Source organism: Falsiruegeria mediterranea M17, from assembly GCF_900302455.1.
Classification (GTDB): domain Bacteria; phylum Pseudomonadota; class Alphaproteobacteria; order Rhodobacterales; family Rhodobacteraceae; genus Falsiruegeria; species Falsiruegeria mediterranea.
This window is the reverse complement of sequence record NZ_ONZG01000011.1, coordinates 192,218-206,713: the sequence shown is the minus strand read 5'-3', so window position 1 is coordinate 206,713 and position 14,496 is coordinate 192,218. Positions and strand designations below refer to the sequence as shown.

Below are 14,496 nucleotides of genomic sequence, written 5' to 3'. Positions count from 1 at the left end.
CTGCAATCTCGTCGAACGGGTTCATCGACATTTTGACATTGGCGAGATCGACACCGCTACCATCCGCGTTAACGCGAACCTTCACATTGTAGTCAATCACGCGCTTGACAGGCACAAGTACCTTCATCGCATTCTCCTGTGTTGAAGTCTTCGTGGTTCCCCTGTGCCAACATTGCGTTGGGTGACAGGACTTCGGTCAGCTGTGCGATGGGCAACACGCCACTTTCGGCGGCAACCTGGCGAATGGAGCAGTCGCTGACAAGCGCCTGTTTCGCAATCTTTGCAGCCGCGTCATACCCAATGTGCGGAGCAAGCGCCGTGACCAGAACGAGACTGTTGTCCAGCAGGGCCGCGCAGCGGTCAGCATCAGCTTCAATGCCCGTCACACATTTGTCGGTTAGAACGTCAATGGCATTCACAAGGATTGTCTGAGAGTTCAGCAGGTTATACGCAACCACCGGCTCCATCGCGTTTAATTGCAATTGCCCCGCCTCAGCCGCCATCGTGATCGTCAGATCGTTGCCGATCACCTGATAGCAGACCTGGTTTACCACCTCGGGAATGACCGGGTTGACCTTGCCCGGCATGATCGACGATCCCGCCTGAACTGGAGGCAATATGATTTCGCCAAGCCCGGCGCGTGGACCTGACGACAACAACCTCAGGTCATTGCAGATTTTCGACAACTTCACCGCGACCCGCTTCAAGATACCAGAAAACGTGACAAAGCCACCCAGGTCCGAAGAGGCTTCGATCAGGTCGCTGGCCTGTTTCAAATCAAAACCCGAGATCTTTGCCAGATGCGTAATTGCACGCGCATCGTACCCGGCCTCGGCATTGATCCGAGTCCCAATTGCAGTGCCGCCGAGGTTGATCTCGGTCAGCAGTCGGCCGATCTCGTGAATTCGGTCAATGTCTTCGCCCAGGGTCACGGCAAAGGACCGGAACTCTGCCCCCAACGACATTGGCACCGCATCCTGAAGCTGCGTGCGGCCAACCTTGGCGATGCCTGCAAATTCGGACGCCTTGTGTTCGAATGCTGCTTTCAAGCGCGCCAAGGCTTCGCGCAGGGGGGCGACATGCGACAGCACGGCCAGGCGCACCGCCGTTGGGTAGACATCGTTTGTCGATTGGCCGTGATTGACGTCATCGTTGGGGTGAAGGTGATCGTAACTGCCGGGCTTGTGCCCCAGTTTGACCAGAGCCAGATTGGCGATCACCTCATTGGCATTCATGTTGGTCGAGGTCCCGGCACCGCCCTGGATCATGTCGACCACGAAATGCGCGTGATGATGCCCCGCGATGATTTCGTCGCAAACCTCGACAATCGCTTGGGCCTTGTGAGTATCCAACGCAGCAATCTCTCCATTGGCACGCGCAGCGGCGCTTTTGACCATGGCAAGCGCCGACACAAGGTTTGGAAATTGCGACAGGCGCACGCCCGTGATCATGAAGTTCTGCCGCGCGCGTTCTGTCTGAATGCCGTACAGACAAGATGCGGGCAGTTCGATGCTGCCAATCGAATCCGTTTCGGTTCGTACCTGGGGCATGAAGATACACTCTGATAATTGATGAGTCTTTCGTGAGGCTTAAGAGACAGGTGCCACAAACCAAAGTCGATCTTTCCGCGGCATTGATTAGGACAGGACGAAGCAGATACCTGTTTCAGGGTCGCAGGACAGTTTTTTCGTGCCTATTTTTGCATCACCAACTCCCGCAAGCGTCGAAAGAAACGCATAAAACACCGATTGCTTAGGATCAGCCTAAGGTTAGGTGAGGAAGTCAATTATTCAGCGATACCTGAGCCGCGTATATACCTTTGGAAAATTTCGCGATGCTCAGGGAGGCGCATTTGTCTGACAAGGAAAATATCGCGATTGACGTGCGGGATGCGGTGAAACGTTATGGCGACTTTACCGCGCTTAAGAAAATCTCTCTGTCAATCATGGATAATGAGTTCTTTACGCTTCTCGGGCCATCGGGATGCGGCAAGACAACGTTGCTGCGGATGATCGCGGGATTCGAAGATGTCACTGAAGGGGCGATCTTCCTTTACGGTGACGAAATCGAAAACCTACCTCCCAACAAACGCCCGGTGAACACGGTGTTCCAGAACTATGCGCTGTTCCCGCACATGACCATTCTGGACAACGTGGCATTCGGGCTTGAGATGCGCGGAGCATCCAAAGCAGACGCGCGCACCAAGGCCGGCGAAATGCTCGAGCTGGTACAGCTTAGCCAGTTTTCTGCGCGCAAGCCCAGCCAGTTGTCGGGTGGTCAGCAACAGCGTGTTGCCTTGGCCCGCGCGCTTGCCCCGCAGCCCAAGGTACTGCTGTTGGACGAGCCGCTGTCCGCGCTGGACTTGAAACTACGCAAGGCGATGCAGCTGGAACTCAAGCATTTGCAGCGCGAAACCGGCATCACCTTCATCTTTGTGACCCACGACCAGGAAGAAGCGCTGACCATGTCTGATCGCATCGCCGTCATGTCGGCGGGCGAAATGCAGCAACTGGGATCCCCAACCGACATCTACGAGCGCCCCCACAACATGTTCGTGGCGGATTTCATCGGTGAAACCAACTTGCTGGAGGTTTCGGTCGACGGCATCGCAGACGGTCGCGCAACCTGCCATCTTGGCGGCGGGCATGAACTGACCTGCAACGCGGTCGATGGCATCGGTGTAGGCTCCAAGGTCCATATGTCGATCCGGCCCGAACGTCTGTACATGTCGGCCGAACCAACCGCGTCCGAGGGGCTGCATGGCCGGGTCAAGGACAACATCTTTGTCGGCACCGACATCACCACGATAGTGCAGTTGGACGAAGGTCCCGATTTCGTGGTGCGCACCTCGAACTCGGATCGCGGCAACAAGCGGATCTTTGAGCCAGGCACAGAGATGTTTGTGAACATGGAGCGGGGGGCTGCGCGCCTCCTGGCCGATTGATGGCGGCCGGTGCAGCAAGCGGCGGCAGCGCGACAACCGACACCTACAAAGAGGCACGCACCTGGTTGCTATTGCCTGCGTGGGTGACCCTTTGCATCTTGATCCTGGCGCCCGTTCTCATGATGCTGGTCTACTCTTTCTTGACGAAAGAGTTCCGAGGCGGCGTGATCTGGGAATTCAGTCTGGCGGCCTATGATCAGTTCTTCTTTGATCGCGGTCTGTTCGGGGATGACCCGCCCAAGATCGAATGGACTTACATCGCAATCTTCTGGCGCTCGATCTGGCAAGCCGGCGCGGCGACGCTGTTGAGCCTGGTGATCGGATTTCCGACGGCCTACTTCATCGCCACGCGGGCGGAGAACATGCGCCCGGTCTGGGTGTTCCTGATCACCATCCCCTATTGGGTGAATCTGCTGATCCGCACCGTGTCGATGAAGTTCCTGCTGCGCGACCAGGGCCCGCTGAATGACTTCCTGATCAACATCGGCCTGATCGACAGCCCCCTGCACATCGTCAACACCAACTTTGCGGTGCAACTGGGTCTGTTCTATTCATATCTGCCCTTCATGGTTCTGCCGATCTATGCGGCCGTCGAACGCTACAATTTCAATCTGTCCGAGGCCGCAGCCGACCTGTACGCCAGCAAGTGGACCACCTTGCGCCGCATTCTGCTGCCTGCGGTCAAACCGGGCGTCATCGCCGGCTGTATCCTGGTGTTTGTACCCTCGATGGGATCGTTCCTGGCCCCTGACCTGTTGGGCGGTGCCAAGAATTTCATGATCGGCTCGCTGATCGAGGAACAGTTCAAAGGCAACGCCGGCAACTGGCCGTTTGGTGCAGCGGCGTCGATGATCCTGCTGACCATGGTTCTGATCATCCTGATGATCTTTGCCCGGCAACAGGCCAAAGCCGAAAAATCGGGGGGCTGACCAATGGCGTCGACAAACTTTGACATCAAAACCTATCCCGGCTTCAAGGCCGTCACCCTGCTGTGTTTGATCGTGCTTTATGCGCCGCTGGTGGTGGTCACGATCTACAGCTTCAACGCCTCGCAATCGCTAACAAACTGGGAGGGCATCTCGCTGCGCTGGTATGCGGATGTCTTTTCCGGCCCCGAAAGCAGCAAGTTCAAAGAGGCGGCCAAAAACAGCTTTATCATCGCTATCATCGCGGCCACGGTCTCTACCTCGATCGCAACACTGGCGGCGACCGGCATGGTGCGGGGCGGCAAGTTCAAGCTGCGAACCGTGTCCTTTGGCCTGATCAGCCTGCCGCTGATGGTGCCCGAGATTGTGACGGCGGTTGCAACCCTGATCTTCTTCAATTCGATCGGGTTTGACCGGGGCATCATGACCATCCTGCTGGCCCACATCGCCTTTTGCATTCCCTTTGCCTATCTACCGATTTCGGCCCGGATGCAGGGGATTGAAGACAGCTATGAGCAGGCCGCGCAGGACTTGTATGCCACCAAGCGGCAGGCCTTTACCAAGATCCTGCTGCCGCTGATGATGCCAGGTATCATTTCGGGCTTCTTGCTCGCGTTTATCGTCAGCTTGGATGACTTCATCATCACCAACTTTGTCAAAGGAGCGGGTGTGGAAACTCTGCCAACGGCGATCTTTGGCTCGGTCAAGCAGGGGATCAAACCCAATATCATGGCGATTTCAACCATGTTGCTGGGCGTATCGGTGGTGATGGTAACGATCAGCTATTTCGTCAGCAAAAAAGACAATACCAAGTAAAACCAACAGATGGAGAGAACAATGAAATCCTTCATGAAGAACAGCGCCGCTGCCATGGCCCTGATCATCGGAGCAAATGCCGCCGCGGCTGAGGGCAACCTGGTCCTGTACCACTGGTTCGAATACATACCGCAGGACTTGATCGAAAAGTTCACGGCCGAAACCGGCATCAACGTGACCATGGACACCTTCGATTCCAACGAGGCGATGCTGGCCTCGCTCAAGGCCGGCGGGATCGGTACCTATGACGTCTCGGTCCCCGGCGATTACATGGTGTCGATCATGGCAGGCGAAGGGATGCTGGACACCATCGCGGATGGCGAACTGAAGAACAAAGGCAACATCGCATCCGAATGGGCCGATCCCAGCTTTGATCCCGGCCGCAAGCATTCGATCCCGTATCAGTGGGGCTCGACCAGCTTTGCGGTGAACCGCGATGTCTATTCCGGTGACATTCAGACCACCGACATCCTGTTCAACCCACCGGCCGAACTGCAGGGCCGCATCAACATGCTGGACAGCCAGGGCGAAGTCATGGCGATGGCCGCGCTTCACGTGGGCATCCCGCAGTGTTCCAATGACCGCGAACAGCTCAAGGCGCTGAACGCCATGCTGATCGAAGCCAAGGCGCATTGGGCTTCGTTCAACTCGGACACCGCCAAAGAGGTTCTGGTGTCGGGCGATGCAGCTGTCGGCCAGATCTATGACGGGTTCTCGGCCAAGGCGCGCGAAGAAGGTGCAAATGTTGAATACGCCTATCCGACCCAAGGCTACATCGCGTGGATGGACAACGTGGTTCTGCTCAAGGATGCGCCGAACCGTGACAGCGCCCTGAAATTCATGGACTTCCTGCTGGAGCCTGAAAACATCGCCGCTGTCACCAACTATGCGCGCTACAATGCGGGCGTGAATGGGGTCGAAGAGTTTCTGGACCCCGAACTGGCCACACAGCCTGAAAAGAACCCACACGACAAAGTTGGCCCCGGCGTCTTTATCGAGGTTTGCTCGCAAGAAGTGCAGGCGGTTTATGACCAGATCTGGACCAACGTGAAGAAGTAAACATCTTTCACGTGTGCATCTGGAAACCGGGCGGCCAGTCTGCCCGGTTTTTTCATGTTTGGGATGTGCTCACATGATTGAGCATCAGCAGGAACAGCTCGCGTTCGGTTGTGATATCAAGCTTGCGATAGATGCTTTTGCGGTGGTTTTTGACCGTGCCAACAGCGATGCCCAACTGTTCCGCGATGGATGCAGACGGGAAGCCGCGCAAGGCCAGATGACAGATCGAAACTTCACGCTGTGTCAGCTGGTCGGTGAAAAGGCTTTCCACCACTTCGGACATCACCAGGGATGAAGACGCCATGGGCCGCTGGACTACAAAAGTGATCCGCCCGTTTGGCGCAGGCGGAAAATCCGCGCCCAGATCTTCGGAAATCACATGCGCAGTCCCCACGACGACGGGCTGACCTGCCAAGCCCTTGCGTGTTTGATTGACAGCGTCAGACAGATCGACGGCCTGTCCCACGATCTGTTGCCAGTTGGCGCTGACAAAGCTTTGCCGTCCCTGGCTGTCATCGATGGCAAAAGCATCCGCCTCGGGAAAGCCGCTGACTTGCGTATTCCCCTCGGCCAAAGCGTTCAGGATTAGGCGTTGGTTCAGGTCGTGCAGCGCGTGTAGGGTCGGGAAGACCGCCCGCAGGATGTCCATCTCGGGCTGCTCAAACGGCGTGCTGCGCAGAAAGAAATAGTTGTCCACCGCCCCTCCGATCTTGGGGCAAAGCACTGCGATCTCATCTGCCATGCCGGTCTTGGGCTGAAACCGCAGCACGTAGTCCCGGGCCTTTTCACCCACGCGCCCCTCTGCGTCGCTAAGCTCGCCGAGGTTTAGTACGCCGCTGATCTGGCTTTCCCGCCATTGTCGAAAGAAGGGATCAAAGCGATAGGCGCCGGCCAAATAGAAATCAACCTCTTCGGTGGGCACGTGATCACGTACCAAGTAGTGCGGCAACGCAGGGCGCGAATACTGCAGCACGCCGCGCCGTTCAGCCCCAAGCCATGTGGCAATTGCCTCGCTCAAAGCAGCTTGGAAACCACCTTGACCCACTGTCAGAACAGCCGCTGACAGATCGGGAATAACGGGGTTGGGCATGCGCTGCTCCGGGTATGTCCCTTTAGGGACACTAGGCCGCCTGCGGGGTCTCGTTAAAACTTGCTCCATCTTATTGCCAGCCCCATCAAAGGCCAAGCCAGAGAGGCCCCCATGCCACGTGATCCGCGCTATGACGTTCTGTTCGAACCGGTCAAGATCGGCCCTGTCACCACCAAGAACCGCTTTTACCAGGTGCCCCATTGTTCCGGCACATCCGACAACGCCCCCGATGCCAATACTCGCATGCGTGAGACGAAGGCCGAGGGCGGTTGGGGCGTTGTCTGTACCGAGATCGCCGAGATCGGCGACACGACCGAATTCTGGCCCTTCCCCTCGCTGCACCTGTGGGATGACGCTGACATCAAGCGCATCTCGCGCATGCCTGAGGCGGTTCATCGTCACGGCGCATTGGCTGGGGTGGAGTTGGGGCATGTGGGACTGGCGGCGGGCAACCGCGCGTCGCGCACGCCGCCCCTTGGGCCAACCTCCCGCCTGACGCTTGAATCGGTCGAGCCGTTTCAATCCAAGATGATGGACAAACAAGACATCAGAACCCTGCGCCAGCAGCACATCGCGGCCGCCGTGCGCGCCAAAAAGGCGGGCTTTGACATCGTCTATGCCTACGCCGGTCACGGGTTGTCGATTTTCAGTCAGTTCCTGCAACCCAGCTTTAACACCCGCAGCGATGAATACGGAGGCAGCCTGGAAAACCGTGCCCGCCTGCTGCGCGAAGTGTTGGAGGGTATGAAGGACGCGATTGGCGACACTTGCGCCGTGGCCTTCCGTTTTGGCGTGAACGAAATCGACGGTGATCTGGTGCAGGGTCAGGAACTGGTCGAGATGTTGAAAGACATTCCCGATCTGTGGGACGTGAACATTTCCGATTGGCCCGAAGACAGCCAGACCTCGCGCTTCTCGAAGGAAGGTTTCCAGGAGCAGCAGATCGCTTTCGTCAAAGGTGTGGTCGACAAACCGGTGGTCAGTGTGGGCCGCTTCACTTCGCCCGACACAATGCTCAGCCAGGTGCGGCGCGGTGTGTTGGATCTGGTGGGGGCGGCGCGCCCGTCGATCGCTGATCCGTTCATTCCGACCAAGATCGACGAAGGCCGCGTGGATGACATCCGCGAATGTATCGGCTGCAACGTCTGCGCCTCGGGCGAGATGTCTTATGCGCCGATGCGCTGCACCCAGAACCCGACAATCATGGATGAGTATCGCCGGGGCTGGCATCCGGAAAAGGTGCCGCCCAAGGGATCCGACGACAGCATCCTGATCGTGGGCGGTGGCCCCGCCGGGCTGGAATGCGCCAACATCCTGTCCAAGCGCGGGTATGAGGTGACGGTGGCCGATGCCCGGGCCGATCTGGGTGGCAGGGTCAAGCGCGAGTCGAGTCTGCCGGGGCTGTCAGAATGGGTCCGAGTGGCTGATTATCGCCTCTATGCGTTGCAGCAATTGGACAATGTGAACCTTTACACTGACTCTCCGCTGGAGGCGGGTGATATCCTGGAATTCGGGATGGAACACGTGGTCTTGGCAACCGGTGCCAAATGGCGGCGCGATGGGGTTGGACGGATCAACCTGATGCCGGTGCTGCGCGGGGATGAGGCCAACGTGCTGACCCCCGACGACATCATGGATGAGGCCGAGGCGACCGGACCGGTGGTGATTTATGACGAGGATGGCGCGTACTTAGGCAATGTGATCGCCGAGAAACTGGTCAAGGAAGGTCACGACGTGACTTACGTCATCCCCGTGCCCGAGGTTGCGCCTTATCTGGCGCTGACCATGGAACAGCACAAGGTTATCGCCCGCCTGATGGAGCTGGGTATGCGCATCGAACGCTTGAAAGCGCTTAAAGCGGTGCACACCGATCAGATCGAGTTTGCCTGCGTCCACGGCGGCCCCGGCTTGACCCTGCCGCTTGGCACGGCGGTTGTCTTGACGTCGAAAACACCCGAGGATCGTGTCTATCAGGACCTGATCGCACGCGAAGTCGAGTGGCCCGATGCGGGTATGAAAACCGTCAGCTGCATCGGCGATTGCGAGGCGCCCTCGATCATTGCCGCTGCGGTGCATGCCGGCCACCGGTGGGCGCGCGATCTGGACAATACAAAGCAGCACGTGCCCCAATTTCTGCCCATGCCGCTTGCACAATGAAGGAGGACCCAATGACTCAACCCATCCGTCTGTTGGCCGACGGCCACCCCGATAACGGCTTTGTCCCGTCCGATCTGGTGGCAGAAGGCGATTTCACCACCGATGATAAGTCCGAGACCATAAGCAGTTTCTTCGAAAGCAGGGATGAGAAAATCTCGGTCGGGGTGTGGGAATGCGCGCCTTGCCGGGAAGAGATCAAGGCCTATCCGGTGGACGAGATGATGACCGTGATCTCGGGCGCGCTGACCCTGACCAGTTCGGACGGAACGGTGCAGGAATTCGTCACGGGCGACACGTTCTTTATCCCCAAGGGCACGGCGTGCGTCTGGGAGATCACCCAGACCCTGCGCAAGTATTACATGATTGCGGAATGACCCGGTTGGGCGCGGCCTAGGTCGCGCCCCGCAGATTGCGCAAGATCGCCAAAGCGGCGATTAGCAGGAACATGACCTCGATCACGATGGCCCCCAGGTTGGGCCGGTGGATCAACGAGATCATGACCAAAGTTCCGCCCACGATGTTGCAGGCGTTGAATGTGATTTTGTCGGCGGGCAGGATGTTTCGGGTGGCCAGGTAATAGGCCACCCCGATGATCACCGAACCGATCAGGCCAACCCCGTCAATCAGCGAAACGTCTTGCAGCATGTCAATCATCGGTCACTCACATAAATCATCCAGGATGCGATCCATCATCTCATCACAGGCATTCAGCTGGCTCATCTCCAGATACTCATCCGGCTTGTGCCCTTGCCCCTCCATCGAGCCGGGGCCGCAAACGATGGTGGGAATACCGAGCTCGCTAAAGAACCCGGCTTCTGTGCCAAAGGCCACTTTGGTCGTCTCATTGCTCTGCGCCAGTTTCTGGGCAAAGCCGATCACAGCATCTGTCTCAGGCGTGTCCAGGCCGGGATAGGCGTTGTATTGCTCGACCTCGACCCGCGCGCCGTCAAATTGCGCGCGATGAGAGGCACCGACACGCTCTGCCGCGGCCTCGATCTGAGCCAGAATATCCGCCCCCCGGTCTGCGGCGAGGTGGCGATATTCGAACGTCATCTCGGCCCGGTCCGGCACGATGTTCAACGCGGTGCCACCTGACAGAACGCCCACGTGAAAGGTCGTATATGGTACGGAATAGGCCTGATCGCGATTACCGCCTGTAGCATAGGCATTTTGTAATTCTCGCAGCTCACCAACGAAATCTGTCGCCAGATGCAAAGCGTTGACGAACTTGGGTGCCAACGCCGAATGACCGGCCTGCCCATGACAGGTTGCCCGCAATGCCGCCTTGCCCTTGTGCCCGACGGCGACCTGCATATCGGTGGGTTCACCCACGAAACAGGCGCGCGGTTGACCCAGCATCGGTGCCAGCCGGTCGAGCATCCGCTGGATGCCGACACAGCCAACCTCTTCGTCATACGACAACGCAATCTTGAGTGGTTCGCGCAGTGGGGCCTGCGCCGCCCGATCCGCCAGTGACAGGATTGAGGCAACATAGCCTTTCATGTCCGTTGTACCCCGCCCATACAGCCGGTCATCTTCGCGGATCAGATGGAAGGGGGCCTTGGTCCAGACCTGCCCATCGACCGGCACGACATCGGTATGTGCAGATAAAAGCACCCCGTCCCCGGATGGCCCTTTCTCGGCATAGAGACCCGTTTTTTCCCCATCGGGATCATCGATGCGATACACCGCAAAGCCCCGCTCGGTCAGGAACGCTTCGGCATATCGGGCAAGCTCCAGATTCGAGTTCCGGCTGACCGTGTCAAATCCGATGAGACGGTCCAGAATGTCCAAGGTTGATGTCATGAGGTCAGAAACTTCTTTTGTGTCGAGTTGTTATTCGGCATCCATCGCATAGAGCCCAGGCAAGGCCCCCGATTGAACCGCTTGCGTGCAATGCTCAACAAATGCCTTCAGCGTGTTGGTGTCATTCTCGGTGCGAGCTTGCAACAGGCCTAGCCGCATCGGTCGAACGTCGCCAGCCAAGGGCACAAAGATCAGCTTTTTCCCGTCAGGCGACAAAGTGTTCAGCGGGCGGATGTTGGCGATCGAAAAGCCAAACCCATTTGCCACCATTGATCGCATCACCGACATGTCAGCAGTGCGTTCCGCGATGATCGGTTTGATGTTCTCATCCCGGAAAAACGACAGGAAATATTCACCACTGAACGGCAGATCCAACAGTACCATCGGGGAGTCGCGCAGTTCTGCAATGGTCAGTTCGGATCGCTCTGCCAGCGGGTGTCCCTCACCCAGAACCACATAGGGTGGCAGCACGTGTAGGGGTTGGAATTCCAGATCGGCGGGAATGTCCAGGTCATATGTCAGCGCGATGTCCAGCTCGGCCCGACGCAACTGACTGAATATCTCGGCCTGGTTCAACTCGCGCTGTTCAAAACGGACATTGGGATAGGTGTCGATAAACTCGCGTCGCAGGCCAGGCAGCACGATCTGCGCAAAGGTCACAAGGCACCCCACCGAAAGGACACCTTGGACTTTACCGGTGATTTCCCCGGCCAGTGTCGTCAGCAGCTCGGCCTCGCGCAGCACAAACTCTGTCCGTTCCAGGAACTTGTGGCCCGCGTTGGTCAATGCCAGGCCACGTGCGTGTTCGCGGACAAAAAGGTTGATGCCAAATTCGACCTCAAGCTGGGTGATCGCCGCCGAGATGGACGGGGACGATACGTTCAGCTTATTGCTTGCAGCGGCGATGCTGCCGGCCCGTCCGACTGCCACGAAATACTCCAACTGGCGCAAAGTATATCTGAAAGGCACTGGCGCATCTCCGCTTGCTCCGGATCAAGCCTTGTACTTGATCCAAGTGGTTTTCAGAGCAGTGTACTTTTCAAGCGAGTGCAATGACAAATCCCGACCAAAGCCGGATTGTTTCATGCCACCAAACGGCGTCTGTGCCGATAGGGCGTCGACCGTGTTCACCGACACCGTGCCCACCATTAGCTTGTCCGACACCCGGCACGCGCGGCTCAGGTTGTCGGTCCAGACCGAGGCCGCAAGCCCGTAGATCGAGTCGTTGGCCATGGCGACCGCCTCATCCTCGGTATCAAACGGGATGACTGATAGGACCGGACCAAAGATTTCGTCGCGGGCCAGAGGGTTGTCGTGGGCTACGTCGTCAAAGATCGTGGGCTGCACAAAGCACCCCTTGCCGTCCACGGTGACGCGTTCGCCGCCCGTCACCAGATTGGCGCTTTTCTTGCCTTCTTCGACAAAGCGCATGATGCCTTGGGTCTGCTTCTCGTCAACAATCGCGCCCATTTTCGAGGTCGGATCAAGCGGATCGCCTGGCTGCATCGCTTCAGCTCGTGCAATCAGCTTTTCGACGAACGCATCCTTGATCGAACGTTCCACATAAAGGCGCGAGTTGGCCGAGCAGACTTCGCCCTGATTAAAGAAGATGCCAAAGGCGGCCATGTCGGCGGCGGTGTCCAGATCCTCGCAATCGGCAAAGACGAGGTTGGGGCTTTTGCCGCCGGTTTCAGGCCAGACCTGTTTCAGGTTCGATTGACCGGAATACTGCATGAACATCTTGCCAATCGCGGTCGAGCCGGTGAAGGCCAGACAATCGACATCCATGTGCAGGCCAAGCGCCTTGCCCGCTGTGACGCCAAAGCCCGGCACCACGTTGAACACCCCATCAGGCACGCCCGCTTCAGCCGCAAGCTCGGCCAGTCGCAGGGCCGACAAGGGCGATTGTTCCGCCGGTTTCAACACGACCGAATTGCCCGCTGCGAGCGCGGCGGCACCCTTCCATGTGGCCATGTCCAGCGGGAAGTTCCAGGGCGTCACAGCGCCCACAACGCCAAGCGGTACGCGAGAGACCAGGGCCAAGTCGCCGGGACCAGTGGGAGCAACCTCGTCATAAATCTTGTCAATGGCCTCGGCGTACCACTGAAAGAAATGGGCCGAACCTGGCGCATCCACAGTGGCCGCATCCGTCACCAGCTTGCCCATGTCCAGACTGTCGAGCAGGGCCATCTCTTCCAGATTGGCGCGGATCAGATCGGCCAGTTTGAGAAGCACCGCCTTACGATCGCCCGGCGCCATGCGCGACCAGCGACCGTCTTCGAACGCAGCACGCCCGGCGGCAACGGCGCGGTTGATATCGGCCTCGTCGCCCTCGGCCACTTGAACCAGAACCGCGTCTGTGGCTGGGTTGATGCAGTCAAAGGTCTTGCCTGATGCCGCATCGACAAACTTGCCGTCAATAAAGGCCTGACCCTTGATGTTCAGGGCTGCAGCGCGCGCTTTCCAATCTTCATGTGTGTAATCCAGCATCACATGTTCCTTGTGTTATTCATCGCCGGGGACGCCGTAAGAGGGTGCCTCACGCGGGTCGAGAGCGCGTTGGACGTAGGCGTCGAGTTGCGGTTTGTAGATGTCCCAGGCGGTTGCGATGACCTCAATGGGGCAGTCCTCGGTCCAGTCGCAGCGCAGGTCGGCGACCGGCCAGCTGACCTGATCTACGATCTTCATGCCCGCTGAATGGATCGTGCCAGCCTCGCCGCCGGATGCCAAGCCCGCGCGCATGGCTGCGATCAGGCGATCGCCAATGTGTCCCGACGATGTCAGGAAACCGTCGACAATTGCCTGCGGCACGCCATCGTTATCCAGAAGGTTGCCACCCGAGGCCACATTGTCAGCCTGCGCTTGCGTCCAGATCCCAAGGGAGTTCGGACCTGAGTGTATGGCGGTTGCGCCGTTTACATCGACAGCAAGCACCTGACGGTAATCGATGAACTTTCCAATGCGCTTTAGCTCGGCCACCGCTTCGGCAGCCGATGCGCCGTTCTGCATCAGGTCAAGCGCAAGTGGTCCCAGGCTGGGGTCGGTCACGTTTTGCGAAGCAACGGCCCCAACCCCAGCCCGCGCAAACGAGCAGCGCGCGGCAACTGCGGGCGAGGACGACGAAATCGCCAGCCCGAACATTCCCGTCTCGGGACAGCGGGCAACCAGCGAAAAGGTCATGTTTATCTCCTAGTCAGAAAGTTTCAGACCGGACCCCAACAAAGGGGAGAGGAGCGTGAGGTCCGGCCTCCGTTGATCAGACGTGCCGATCAATCGGGAATTACTGCAGTTCCGTCGATTTCGACCAGCCAATCGGGACGGGCCAGCGCCTGCACCACCAGACCGGTCGAGACCGGATGTACACCTTTGATGTATTCACCCATGGTGCGATACACCGCCTCGCGGTGTCGCACATCTGTGATGTAGACGACGACCTTGACCAGATGGCTCATGTCGCCGCCGCACTCTTCGATCAATTGCTTGATGTTCTGCATCACCTTGTGGGTCTGCTCGACCGGGTCGTGGCTGTCGATGTTGACCGCATCATCCAGGTTCTGCGGGCATTGGCCGCGAAGGTAGACGGTCTTGCCGCCTTGGGTGACAACGGCCTGACAAAGGTCGTTGTCCAGGTTCTGCTCGGGGTACGTTTCGGACGTGTTGAATTTTCGGATGCGAGTATGCGCCATGTCTGGGATTCC

Annotated in this window: 14 protein-coding genes and 1 pseudogene; 6 read left to right on the top strand and 9 right to left on the bottom strand. The window is 58.2% G+C overall.

Annotation, left to right across the window (positions count from 1 at the left end):
- A pseudogene (locus TRM7615_RS20110) lies at positions 1-127 on the bottom strand (electron transfer flavoprotein subunit beta/FixA family protein); the annotation flags it as partial.
- Positions 93-1,550 (bottom strand): aspartate ammonia-lyase, encoded by a 1,458-nt coding sequence (locus TRM7615_RS20105; protein ID WP_108791058.1) that lies wholly within the window; start codon positions 1,548-1,550, stop codon positions 93-95. The pseudogene TRM7615_RS20110 and the gene TRM7615_RS20105, both read right to left, overlap by 35 nt.
- Before the next feature lie 284 nt (positions 1,551-1,834).
- Here TRM7615_RS20105 and TRM7615_RS20100 point away from each other — a divergent pair, with 284 nt between their 5' ends.
- Genes TRM7615_RS20100 through TRM7615_RS20085 form a run of 4 tightly spaced genes read left to right on the top strand, consistent with a single transcriptional unit; the run spans position 1,835 to position 5,745 of the window.
- Entirely contained in the window at positions 1,835-2,944 is a 1,110-nt protein-coding gene (locus tag TRM7615_RS20100) for an ABC transporter ATP-binding protein (RefSeq protein WP_108791056.1), read from the top strand.
- Entirely contained in the window at positions 2,944-3,873 is a 930-nt protein-coding gene (locus tag TRM7615_RS20095; RefSeq protein ID WP_108791054.1) for an ABC transporter permease, read from the top strand. Before TRM7615_RS20100 ends, TRM7615_RS20095 begins: the two co-directional genes overlap by 1 nt.
- Before the next feature lie 3 nt (positions 3,874-3,876).
- The gene (locus tag TRM7615_RS20090; RefSeq protein WP_108791052.1) at positions 3,877-4,686 is read left to right on the top strand and encodes an ABC transporter permease; all 810 of its coding nucleotides are present in this window, start codon (positions 3,877-3,879) and stop codon (positions 4,684-4,686) included.
- 21 nt (positions 4,687-4,707) lie between these two features.
- The gene (locus TRM7615_RS20085) at positions 4,708-5,745 is read left to right on the top strand and encodes an extracellular solute-binding protein (RefSeq protein ID WP_207775249.1); all 1,038 of its coding nucleotides are present in this window, start codon (positions 4,708-4,710) and stop codon (positions 5,743-5,745) included.
- A 52-nt stretch (positions 5,746-5,797) separates the two neighbouring features.
- Here TRM7615_RS20085 and TRM7615_RS20080 read toward each other — a convergent pair whose 3' ends face one another.
- Complete coding sequence (locus tag TRM7615_RS20080) at positions 5,798-6,835, bottom strand: helix-turn-helix domain-containing protein (RefSeq protein WP_207775248.1); 1,038 nt, start codon at positions 6,833-6,835, stop codon at positions 5,798-5,800.
- A gap of 111 nt (positions 6,836-6,946) precedes the next feature.
- On the opposite strand from TRM7615_RS20080, the gene TRM7615_RS20075 reads away from it, so the two are divergent.
- Positions 6,947-8,992, top strand: a complete 2,046-nt coding sequence (locus tag TRM7615_RS20075) for an oxidoreductase (protein WP_108791050.1) — start codon at positions 6,947-6,949, stop codon at positions 8,990-8,992.
- Between the two features lie 11 nt (positions 8,993-9,003).
- On the top strand, positions 9,004-9,366 hold the full coding sequence (locus tag TRM7615_RS20070; protein ID WP_165821486.1) for a cupin domain-containing protein: 363 nt from the start codon (positions 9,004-9,006) through the stop codon (positions 9,364-9,366).
- Between the two features lie 16 nt (positions 9,367-9,382).
- Here the strand turns inward: TRM7615_RS20070 and TRM7615_RS20065 are convergent, their stop codons facing one another.
- The 6 genes from TRM7615_RS20065 to TRM7615_RS20040 all read right to left on the bottom strand — a co-directional run bounded on the left by TRM7615_RS20065 (position 9,383) and on the right by TRM7615_RS20040 (position 14,484).
- On the bottom strand, positions 9,383-9,646 hold the full coding sequence (locus tag TRM7615_RS20065; RefSeq protein ID WP_108791046.1) for a CBU_0592 family membrane protein: 264 nt from the start codon (positions 9,644-9,646) through the stop codon (positions 9,383-9,385).
- A gap of 3 nt (positions 9,647-9,649) precedes the next feature.
- Entirely contained in the window at positions 9,650-10,798 is a 1,149-nt protein-coding gene (gene argE, locus TRM7615_RS20060) for an acetylornithine deacetylase (protein WP_108791044.1), read from the bottom strand.
- Between the two features lie 30 nt (positions 10,799-10,828).
- Positions 10,829-11,767, bottom strand: coding sequence for a LysR substrate-binding domain-containing protein (locus TRM7615_RS20055; RefSeq protein WP_108791042.1), 939 nt, complete (start codon positions 11,765-11,767; stop codon positions 10,829-10,831).
- A gap of 24 nt (positions 11,768-11,791) precedes the next feature.
- On the bottom strand, positions 11,792-13,288 hold the full coding sequence (locus TRM7615_RS20050) for an aldehyde dehydrogenase (protein WP_108791040.1): 1,497 nt from the start codon (positions 13,286-13,288) through the stop codon (positions 11,792-11,794).
- Positions 13,289-13,303: 15 nt separating this feature from the next.
- Positions 13,304-13,978, bottom strand: coding sequence for a DUF1028 domain-containing protein (locus tag TRM7615_RS20045; RefSeq protein WP_108791038.1), 675 nt, complete (start codon positions 13,976-13,978; stop codon positions 13,304-13,306).
- Positions 13,979-14,067: 89 nt separating this feature from the next.
- Positions 14,068-14,484 (bottom strand): RidA family protein, encoded by a 417-nt coding sequence (locus tag TRM7615_RS20040; RefSeq protein ID WP_108791036.1) that lies wholly within the window; start codon positions 14,482-14,484, stop codon positions 14,068-14,070.
- Between the last annotated feature and the right edge of the window lie 12 nt (positions 14,485-14,496).

What these genes read in the sequence shown, in the direction of transcription:
- TRM7615_RS20065 (WP_108791046.1), bottom strand. Translation starts at nt 9,646, where the DNA reads ATGATTGACATGCTGCAAGACGTTTCGCTGATTGACGGGGTTGGCCTG.
- TRM7615_RS20090 (WP_108791052.1), top strand. Translation starts at nt 3,877, where the DNA reads ATGGCGTCGACAAACTTTGACATCAAAACCTATCCCGGCTTCAAGGCC.
- TRM7615_RS20040 (WP_108791036.1), bottom strand. Translation starts at nt 14,484, where the DNA reads ATGGCGCATACTCGCATCCGAAAATTCAACACGTCCGAAACGTACCCC.
- TRM7615_RS20050 (WP_108791040.1), bottom strand. Translation starts at nt 13,288, where the DNA reads ATGCTGGATTACACACATGAAGATTGGAAAGCGCGCGCTGCAGCCCTG.
- TRM7615_RS20045 (WP_108791038.1), bottom strand. Translation starts at nt 13,978, where the DNA reads ATGACCTTTTCGCTGGTTGCCCGCTGTCCCGAGACGGGAATGTTCGGG.
- TRM7615_RS20075 (WP_108791050.1), top strand. Translation starts at nt 6,947, where the DNA reads ATGCCACGTGATCCGCGCTATGACGTTCTGTTCGAACCGGTCAAGATC.
- TRM7615_RS20105 (WP_108791058.1), bottom strand. Translation starts at nt 1,550, where the DNA reads ATGCCCCAGGTACGAACCGAAACGGATTCGATTGGCAGCATCGAACTG.
- TRM7615_RS20080 (WP_207775248.1), bottom strand. Translation starts at nt 6,835, where the DNA reads ATGCCCAACCCCGTTATTCCCGATCTGTCAGCGGCTGTTCTGACAGTG.
- TRM7615_RS20085 (WP_207775249.1), top strand. Translation starts at nt 4,708, where the DNA reads ATGAAATCCTTCATGAAGAACAGCGCCGCTGCCATGGCCCTGATCATC.
- TRM7615_RS20095 (WP_108791054.1), top strand. Translation starts at nt 2,944, where the DNA reads ATGGCGGCCGGTGCAGCAAGCGGCGGCAGCGCGACAACCGACACCTAC.
- argE (WP_108791044.1), bottom strand. Translation starts at nt 10,798, where the DNA reads ATGACATCAACCTTGGACATTCTGGACCGTCTCATCGGATTTGACACG.
- TRM7615_RS20100 (WP_108791056.1), top strand. Translation starts at nt 1,835, where the DNA reads ATGCTCAGGGAGGCGCATTTGTCTGACAAGGAAAATATCGCGATTGAC.
- TRM7615_RS20070 (WP_165821486.1), top strand. Translation starts at nt 9,004, where the DNA reads ATGACTCAACCCATCCGTCTGTTGGCCGACGGCCACCCCGATAACGGC.